The sequence below is a fragment of the Winogradskyella sp. genome, assembly GCF_025210595.1.
GTDB lineage: Bacteria > Bacteroidota > Bacteroidia > Flavobacteriales > Flavobacteriaceae > Winogradskyella.
The window spans coordinates 1-9,189 of sequence record NZ_JAOARH010000008.1 but is presented as its reverse complement, the minus strand read 5'-3'; the positions used below and the strand labels follow the sequence as shown (position 1 = coordinate 9,189).

9 protein-coding genes are annotated in these 9,189 nt (G+C 31.4%); 8 read left to right on the top strand and 1 reads right to left on the bottom strand.

Annotation, left to right across the window (positions count from 1 at the left end):
* The first annotated feature begins 179 nt into the window (after positions 1-179).
* The 4 genes from N4A42_RS00530 (at position 180) to N4A42_RS00515 (ending at position 5,677) form a co-directional block, all read left to right on the top strand.
* Complete coding sequence (locus tag N4A42_RS00530; protein WP_294068462.1) at positions 180-548, top strand: hypothetical protein; 369 nt, start codon at positions 180-182, stop codon at positions 546-548.
* Between the two features lie 419 nt (positions 549-967).
* Positions 968-1,720, top strand: a complete 753-nt coding sequence (locus N4A42_RS00525; protein WP_367172439.1) for an NAD-dependent deacetylase — start codon at positions 968-970, stop codon at positions 1,718-1,720.
* Between the two features lie 109 nt (positions 1,721-1,829).
* Positions 1,830-2,426 carry a hypothetical protein gene (locus tag N4A42_RS00520; protein ID WP_294068460.1) on the top strand — a complete coding sequence of 199 codons (597 nt, stop codon included), beginning with the start codon at positions 1,830-1,832 and terminating at the stop codon, positions 2,424-2,426.
* Between the two features lie 161 nt (positions 2,427-2,587).
* Positions 2,588-5,677 (top strand): hypothetical protein, encoded by a 3,090-nt coding sequence (locus tag N4A42_RS00515; protein WP_294068458.1) that lies wholly within the window; start codon positions 2,588-2,590, stop codon positions 5,675-5,677.
* A 402-nt stretch (positions 5,678-6,079) separates the two neighbouring features.
* On the opposite strand, the gene N4A42_RS00510 is transcribed toward N4A42_RS00515, so the two are convergent.
* Positions 6,080-6,427, bottom strand: coding sequence for a helix-turn-helix domain-containing protein (locus N4A42_RS00510; RefSeq protein WP_294068457.1), 348 nt, complete (start codon positions 6,425-6,427; stop codon positions 6,080-6,082).
* Between the two features lie 117 nt (positions 6,428-6,544).
* On the opposite strand from N4A42_RS00510, the gene nfsB reads away from it, so the two are divergent.
* The 4 genes from nfsB to N4A42_RS00490 all read left to right on the top strand — a co-directional run.
* Entirely contained in the window at positions 6,545-7,204 is a 660-nt protein-coding gene (gene nfsB / locus N4A42_RS00505; RefSeq protein ID WP_294068455.1) for an oxygen-insensitive NAD(P)H nitroreductase, read from the top strand.
* A gap of 18 nt (positions 7,205-7,222) precedes the next feature.
* Complete coding sequence (locus tag N4A42_RS00500) at positions 7,223-7,525, top strand: DUF1330 domain-containing protein (RefSeq protein WP_294068453.1); 303 nt, start codon at positions 7,223-7,225, stop codon at positions 7,523-7,525.
* A gap of 19 nt (positions 7,526-7,544) precedes the next feature.
* Positions 7,545-8,513: an LLM class oxidoreductase gene (locus N4A42_RS00495; protein ID WP_294068451.1), complete on the top strand. Its 969-nt coding sequence runs from the start codon at positions 7,545-7,547 to the stop codon at positions 8,511-8,513.
* Positions 8,510-9,189, top strand: a 680-nt coding sequence (locus N4A42_RS00490) for an SDR family NAD(P)-dependent oxidoreductase (RefSeq protein ID WP_294068449.1), incomplete at its 3' end; no start/stop codon positions are given. The genes N4A42_RS00495 and N4A42_RS00490, both read left to right, overlap by 4 nt.

Genomic DNA, 9,189 nt, shown 5'->3' with positions numbered 1-9,189 from the left:
TGGACAAAATGATCTCGAAGGAAGTGACTGCGTAATATAACACATCAGCCATGATACGGCTTTTAAAAAATGTGTTATATTTACTACACTTAACATCGTATTTATGCAATATGCCTAACGGCAAACTGCACAAATACGTTTACGTTGGCTGTAATTTGAAAAATAAGTATTAGTTTAAAATGATTGATATAAATCACCCGAATTCTAAATTTATTTTTGAAGCTTCAGGTTATACTGCCCGAATCAAAGGGTTGTGTCAAATATATATAAAGCAAGACTTTGAGAATAGAAAGGAGACATTTGAAAAAATGGAATTAGAATGTACGAATCTAAAAATATTTTCAGAGAAACATTTTAAAGAGAATATTATTGATATAAATGAAATAACCGACGAAATTATATCTGAAATTAGAATACTGGGAGGAATAAATGATTTAACTGAAGATGGTAATTGCACGGTTTGTAATTCCAAGTTAAATACATTTGATTCATTAGTAAAAGAAGTTGGGATGGTTGACTGGAGCTGCTTTCATATAAAAAACGAATGAAAACCTTTAGAAAAAAATTAAAGATAAGTTTACCAAGAATTTTGACTTGGATGGAATTTCGATTTGGAATAAAAAAACGAAAAAATACGAGCCTATTAAACTTAGGTTTCATTTTGATTCTTTAAGTCAAATTTTTGTAAAAGAACCTAATAATTTTAGAGATGACTTTAACTTGAAAAAAATCCTAATCGAAAAACTTATAATAACGGAAATAAAAAACATTGCCTAACAAGGTGTATAGCTCATTGCGGCTGAATTCCTAATCGGAATTCATTGCAATTCACTATCTTTCGGTTACGGCGGAAAATCATACACAAAACCGTTCTACGCAATTTGAAAAACATCGAACTAAAAAATATAATTGAAGAAGTTTTTAAGAAAGAGAAAAAAATAAGTTCACTTTTTTAACTGGAGCTGGAATATCATCTGATAGTGGAATTCCTACTTACAGAGGTTCAGATGGGATTTGGGTTAAAGGAACGAAATTTCATAAACCCGAAAAGTTTGGAACTTTTGAATATTTCTATAAAAACCCTGAAGAAGTTTGGCAATACACTCTTTTTAGAAAAAAAATGCTAGAAAATGCAGAGCCGAATGAAAGTCATAGAATAATTGCCCAAATTGAAAATGAACTGAAAGATAGATTTCAATTAATAACTCAAAATGTAGATAATCTTCACAGACGAGCAGGAAATAAAAGATTATTCGAAATACACGGGAATTACAGAGAGATAAAATGTTCTGCTTCTTGTAGAGAGATAAGACCTATTCCAACAGAACTAAAAGGCAAAGAACTCACAGAAGATTTAACCCAAGAAGAAATTAACGTTTTAAAATGTCCTAACTGTGGAGCTTGGATGCGCGCAAATATTTTATGGTTCGATGAATATTACGATGAAAGGACATATAAAATCGATAGTTCTTTAAAAGTTGCTAAAAATACTGGAGTATTATTTGTAATCAGAACTTCTGGAGCTACAAATTTACCGATACAAATTGCACAAACGACAATTCAATATGGTGGATATGTTGTTGATATTAATTTGGAAAACAATTCATTCTCTGATTATTTGTCAACTAAAAAAAATAAACTGATTTTACGTGGAAAAAGTATTGAATTTTCACCTAAGATTAAACAACTGATAAAAAACTGCGTAGAACAATGTGTATAATTCATTGCTAGTACTCGCCTACTTACGAAAGTCCTCGCGGACTTTCTATCTGTGATTTATTTGCTATCTTTAGTACCTAAACCACGTAACGAAATTATACACTTTACCGTTGGGTACAATTATTATGACGAACAGTACTTTCCATAACGAAGAATTTGAAATTAACGGAATTTCTGTGCCTGAATTTGAATTGAAGAGCGGAAATCTAATCAGAATTTACATTCCAAATTTTGACTCTGAACATCAACCTTTAAGTTTTGACTTGACGATTGAATTAATAAAGTATTTTCAAAATAAAAAAGTGGATTTTCCTTGGGCGAAAAACTACCGACAGAATACAATAGCGGAATTGTTAAACCCGCTGACAGTAGAAAAATATCTGAATAATAAAATGCGGATTGACAAGCAAAACGCAAAACGAATTACAGACGAAATCGGAATTAATATGACTGACAAGTTTGAGCATTTAAGCTTCACCAATAAAAAAGCGTTGATAATAAAAGCTCTCTTTGAAAAAAATGATAGTATAATTTTAGATTATTATGGTGTAGATGCAATAGGAATCGGATTGTTGGAAAGTTTAGTGAATTCTGAAATTGAGAAAGGAAAATCGGCTATCGCTTTTGACAGATTGGAATTTAAAGTAGAAAGCGAACCTTTTGAAAACATAAAAACAATAGAAATAACTGTACCCAACACGGTATAACAGCAATTACGGCGGATTCGACTTCGTCCGAATCCACTCGGAATTGCTAAGGCTTGCGACCAAACTAAAAATAAACGCTAACTTAACCCGTAACTGACAGTTATACGAGACCGTTGCCATTCATTGTGGCTCACTCAAATCTAAACTGAATCAATGATAATATGAAAAAAATCATCTTACTTCTGACCATCTTTCTTTTAGCTTTTACAAGTTGTAATAAAGACGATGAAACACCACAAGAACAAACAACACCTCAAACATTTATTAAAGAGCAATCAGAGATTATGTCTGTTAGTACAAATTCTATAATATTAACTGGTAATCAAAATGAGATTGAATCAAATGATATTATTGTTTCTGGAGTAAATAATAATGCACCAAATGGTTTTTTGAGGAAAGTCATTAGTAAAAGTAATTCTAATGGCAATACAATTATACAAACTCAAAGAGTTCCCTTAAGCGAAGCGATAAAGTATTATTATGAAGATGGACAGGTATCAGAAGGCGGAATTGACTATACTTTTCAACCTAGTGATTTATCGGAAAGAAATGGAAACCAAATTCCAATTACTATACCTATTGATGAGACAATTACTTCAAATCAAGGTGGTGTACCAATTGATATTATTTTATCAGGAAACTTAACAATTACACCAAATATAGTATTTGATATCACTATCAGTAACGATAATTTGTCGCCAAATATTGAAGAGTTTACGTTAGCAATAACAACTGAAAATGATTTTAATGTGAGCATAACAACTCAAGTAGATGTATCTTTTAACACAGATGACATTGAACTTGGCTCTTTTACAGGAGCACCAATCACAATTACAGTAGGAATCCCAATTGTGGTTATTCCAAAATTCACTCTGTATATAGGTGCAAATGGAGATTTAAACGCAAGTATAGTTTATACGTATAATAATATCTCAACTGCAACTTCTGGAGTAACATATAATAATGGATGGGAATATTTACCAAATAACGGATTTGAAATAAATAACCAAAGTGCTACTGCAACAGCTTCTGTTAGTGGTACTGCAAAAGCATATATAAAACCTGAATTTAGCTTATCTTTATATGACGATGATTTTGTTTCATCAGGAATTAGTGTAGAACCATATGCAAGATTTGAAGGAGCTATCAATAGTACCGAATATAGTTGGTCAATTAATGGAGGTATTGATACTGGTGCATTCTTTAACGCACAAGCTTTTGGTTTTACTTTAGTTGATGAAGAATGGAATAATCTCATTAATATTCCTGAATGGGAAATAGCTTCAGGCGGATATAATATAGCTACAATTACGAATCCAACACCTTCAGATAACTCAATGATATCTAATCAGCCTATTACTTTTTCTTGGCAACCAAATGATTTTAATGAAACACCAACTTATGAAATATTGTTAGGTTCTGATGTAAATTCACTTAATAGTATTGGCACAAGTAATAATACAAGTTTTGAATATTCAAATACTTTAGATAATGGCACATATTTTTGGAAAGTAATAGCAAGAGACTCTAACAATACTATAATTACAGAAAGTTTAATTTTTAGTTTCGCATTAGATGTAAATACAACTGTAAACCCAGTAAATACGCCAATTCCAAATAATAACGTAACAGATATTCCCCTAAATGGTAATCTATCATTTACAGAAGGTATAAACACACCAACTGATGCAACATTTAAAGTTTATTTTGACACAAATTCAAACCCAACAACAATATTTAACCTAGATGCAAACACGAACACATTAGGCTATACAAACTTACAAGAAGGAATACAGTATTTTTGGAAAGTTGAAACAATTAGTAATACAGGAAGTGTTTTGGCAACTTCATCTATTTGGAGTTTTACAACTTTAACTAATACAGCAAATACAGAGCCAGTTTTTAATCCTATTCCAAGTGATAATGCTAGTGATATTGAATTAAATGGTAATTTATCTTTTACTGTTGGAGCAAATACACCTTCCGATGCTACATATAGATTATATTTTGACACCAACACTAGCCCTTCAACACAATTCGATTTAAATTCTCAAACATCATACAGTTATTCTAATTTACAAGAAAACACAACATACTACTGGTTTGTAGAAACTTTGAGTAATACAGGAACTGTTTTGGCTACTTCTAATGTTTGGAACTTTACTGCCGAAAACAATTCATCTGGAGGAGTTTATAATGGAAATTTAGTAATAACAACTCAAGCACAGATTAATTCATTTAATTATTCCGAAGTAACTGGTAATTTAACAATAGGTACAACTTCGTTTAATGATTTAAATTTTGATATCACTAATTTAGATAATTTGATTAGTTTAAATACAATTGGAGGCGATTTATGGATTAATAGGACAGCTTCTATTACTTCCTTGGAAGGCTTAAATAATGTTCAATCAATTGGTGGCGATTTAAGTATTCATAGTAATTCTAATCTTACAAATATAGATGCCTTAAACAACATTAATATGTTAGGTGGCAATTATGCAATTACCTACAACTCAGTTTTAAATTCAATAAATACCTTGAATAGTGTAACAACAATAAATGGAAATTTATCAATAAATAGTAATCCATTATTAAGTTCAATAAATCAATTAAATAGCATAACTAATGTTATTGAAAACCTTTCTATAACGGGTAACGATAATCTCAATTCATTAAATGGGTTAAATAATATATCTTCTGTTGGAGGTTATGTTGCTATTAATGGTAATGACAGTATAAACTCACTAACAGGTCTTGATAACTTAACTACAATTGGTGATGGACTAACTATTGGCAATAACCAAAGCCTAAATTCTATCGTAAGTTTATCTAATTTAACGTCAATTTCAGGAAATTTAAGTATTAGTAGTAATAATTCCTTAAACTCACTAAATGGTTTAAATAATATTTCATTAATTGATGGAGAATTAGAAATAAAAAACAATAATAGTATAACAGACTTAAATAGCTTTTCGAATTTACAAACCATTAATGGAGATATCGTTATTGGAGATAATAACTCTCTATTATCGTTAAGTGGTTTGGAGACTACTTCTACTATTACAGGAAGTATATATATTGGAACAGATAGTAGTAGTTGGAGCCGTCCAAATCAATCTTTAATTGATTTATGTTCTATATCTCAACTCATTAATAATGGACAAATTATTCAAAATGAGTATTTTGTTGAAAATAATGCCTACAATCCAACATACCAAGATATTTTAGATGGTAATTGTAGCCAATAAGTTTAAATGGAATAAATTGAACTTTGAAAAACAACGAAATGGCAACAATGTATAAGCATAATAAGGGTTAAAATTAAAGGGAATTAGGTGTTTGCAAAAGTAGTTTTCAAACAGAAACCAATAGCTTACTTATCCCTTACTATGCTTATACGAAACCGCTGTGAGTAGTTAAGAAAAAACTTAACTTTATTAAAAAAAATCAAAAAAATGAAATCCGAAAAATGACATTCAGAGATAAACTAACTATTTATCCAATAATTGGAATTTTTATTTTCTTAGTAATATACTCAATTATTGGAATTGTAACAGTAGTGAAATGGATATTTTAAGGATAAAAAACGACACCACAACAATTTATAATCACTAAATTGCCTGTAAATGAAGTAATAAAAAATATAAAAACTACTCTACCAACTCACCATATTCTGCAATTACATATTCTCCCCAATCTATTATAGATTTTATAAGTGGTCTTAGAGTTTCGCCAAATTCGGTTAAACTATATTCAACTTTTAATGGTGGTTTTGTAGTGTAGACCTTACGTTTTACAATACCATCTTCTTCCAAACCTTTTAATTGCAAACTAAGCGTGCGCTCTGTTACCACTCCCATTTTTTTACGCAATTCGCTATAACGCAAAGGACCATTCATTAAATAAGCTAATATTACAGTTTTCCATTTTCCGCCTATAATTCCCATCGTTACACTTGTGCAACATGGATATGATTTACCATTAAACTTATGTGTCATAATTGTTAAATATTCATAAAAAACAGTACTATCAAAAAGGATAGTTATTGCAAAGATAACAAACTATACTTAGTTTTGCTACTATAATTTTTATAGTAATTAAAAATACAACATATTATGACCGTAAACGAAACATTAAACTGGCGCTATTCAACAAAAGATTTTGATCCTAACAAAAGGATTTCAGAACAAGATTATGAGCAATTAAAAGCCTTGTTACGTATGAGTCCATCAAGTACCAACATACAGCCTTGGCATTTTATAATCGCTAATACAGAAGAAGGTAAAAACCGTATTGCCAAGGGCACACAAGGCTTTTATAGTTTTAACGAGCCTAAGGTTAAAAACGCTTCTCTTGCTGTGCTATTTTGCTCGCGTATTAGCGCAGATGAAGACTATATGCAACATGTTTTAGAAGTTGAAGATAAAGATGGTCGCTACCCAAACGAAGATATAAAACAACAAATGCACGGAGGTAGAAACTATTTTGCAGATATACACAAATACGATCTAAAAGATCTGCAACATTGGATGGAAAAACAAGTGTATCTAAATATTGGTAATTTCTTATTAGGTGCTGCTACATTAGGTTTAGATGCTTTGCCAATGGAAGGCATAGATTTAAAAGTGTTAGATGAAGAATTTGGGTTAAGAGAAAAAGGATTTACTGCTGTTACGGTTGTGGCTGTTGGCTATAGAACTGAAGAAGATTTCAATATTCCTAACAAAACACCAAAGTCGAGACTACCAGAATCTGAAATATTTACAGAAATATAATTGATAAAACTAAGAATCATGACTTATTATTCGGTATTAGATGTTAGCCCAACTACAGAAGATTGGATTCCTGCATATTTAAAAGAATCTGGTCCAATCATAAAAAAGCATGGTGGAAAATACTTGGCACGCACAGTATCTCATCAACAGTTAGAAGGAAATGAGCAAAAAGCTGGTTTGCGCATCATTTTAGAATGGCCAAGCAAACAAGCTGCTTTAGATTTTATGGCAGATCCTGGTTATGCTGAGCATTTAAAAGCAAGAACTGAAGGATCTATAAGCCATCATTACCTTATTGAAGGAAAAGACGACTTTGCTTAAAAGTTGAAAACCTCATTGTATGGAATTCGAAAACATAAATAACGGATTCAATAGTGTTTTTAAACCAAGCCAATTAAGTATTGGCTTGGTTATTCCTATTGAAAATTATAGCCAAAGCCCTATTCCATCAATGCAACATCATTTAGAGCGTATTGCACTTATTGAAAAACTTGGTTTTAAGGCTTTATGGCTGCGCGATGTCCCTTTTCATGTCCCTTCTTTTGGTGATGCTGGTCAGATGTACGATCCGTTTACCTATTTAGGTTTTTTAGCTGCTCAAACTTCTAAAATAGCTTTAGGTATTGCTAGTATTGCTTTGCCTTTACATCATCCTGTCCATGTAGCAAAATCAGCTGCAACTATAGATCAGTTATCTAATGGAAGACTTATTTTAGGCATTGCTTCTGGTGATCGTTATGATGAATATCCTGCTATGAATATTCCTTACGAAAAGCGTGGAGAATTATTTCGTGAAGCTTTTGAATATATTAGAAAGGTGCAAGAAGGCTTTCCTGTTTTAGAAGATAATCATTATGGGCAACTAAAAGGCCATATAGATGTGTTACCAAAAGCCATGAATCATAAAATACCAATGTTGATTACTGGTTACAGTCAACAATCTTTAGAATGGAATGCAGAACATGGAGATGGTTGGATGTATTATCCTCGTAATTTGTATCAGCAACAATATAAAATAAGGGAATGGCGCGATTTAATTCCACAAGGTAAAAACAAACCTTTCATGCAACCACTTTATATAGATTTGCATAAGGATGATGATTTTAAGCCTCAGGCTATTCATTTGGGTTTTAAGATTGGAGCAAAACATCTGGTAAATTATTTTCAACATTTGCAAGATATTGGTGTTAACCACGTGGCGATTAATTTACGCTTCAATACTAATACTATAGAAGACACTTTAGAACAACTGGCTGAAAAAGTATTGCCTCATTTTCATATTGAATTAAAAGAAAAAACAACAGCATGAGCAAAACAATATTAATCACAGGAAGCACAGATGGCATTGGAAAACTTGCCGCAATAAAACTAGCTAAAGATGGACATAAGGTCTATTTACATGGTAGAAATGCAGAAAAATTAGCTAAAGTTATTTCTGAAGTTAAAGACGCCTCAAACAATAATAATATAGATGGCCTTGTTGCTGATTTTACAGATATGAACTCTGTTAATAAAATGGCTTCTAAAATTGAAAATGAGTTAACAAAAATAGATGTACTAATTAATAATGCTGGCATTTTTAAGAGTTCAGTCGATAAAACAAAAAATGGATTAGACATTCGTTTTGTTGTAAATTATTTTGCTCCATACGTACTTACCAATGCTTTAATATCATTGCTTAAAAAAGGAACAGATTCTAGAATCATCAATTTAAGTTCTGCTGCGCAATCTACAGTAAGGATTGGTGTTCTTAACGGACAAGCTTCTGTTAATGTTAGTGAAGCCTATGCACAAAGCAAATTGGCACTGACTATGTGGAGTTTTTATTTGGCAAAACAACAAAACAGCATTGCTGTGATTGCCCTTAATCCTGGTTCACTTTTAAACACTAAAATGGTGAGTGAAGCTTATGGGCATCATTGGTCGCCAGCAACAAAAGGTTCTGATATATTATATGATTTAGCAGTTTCTGAAGAATACAATGG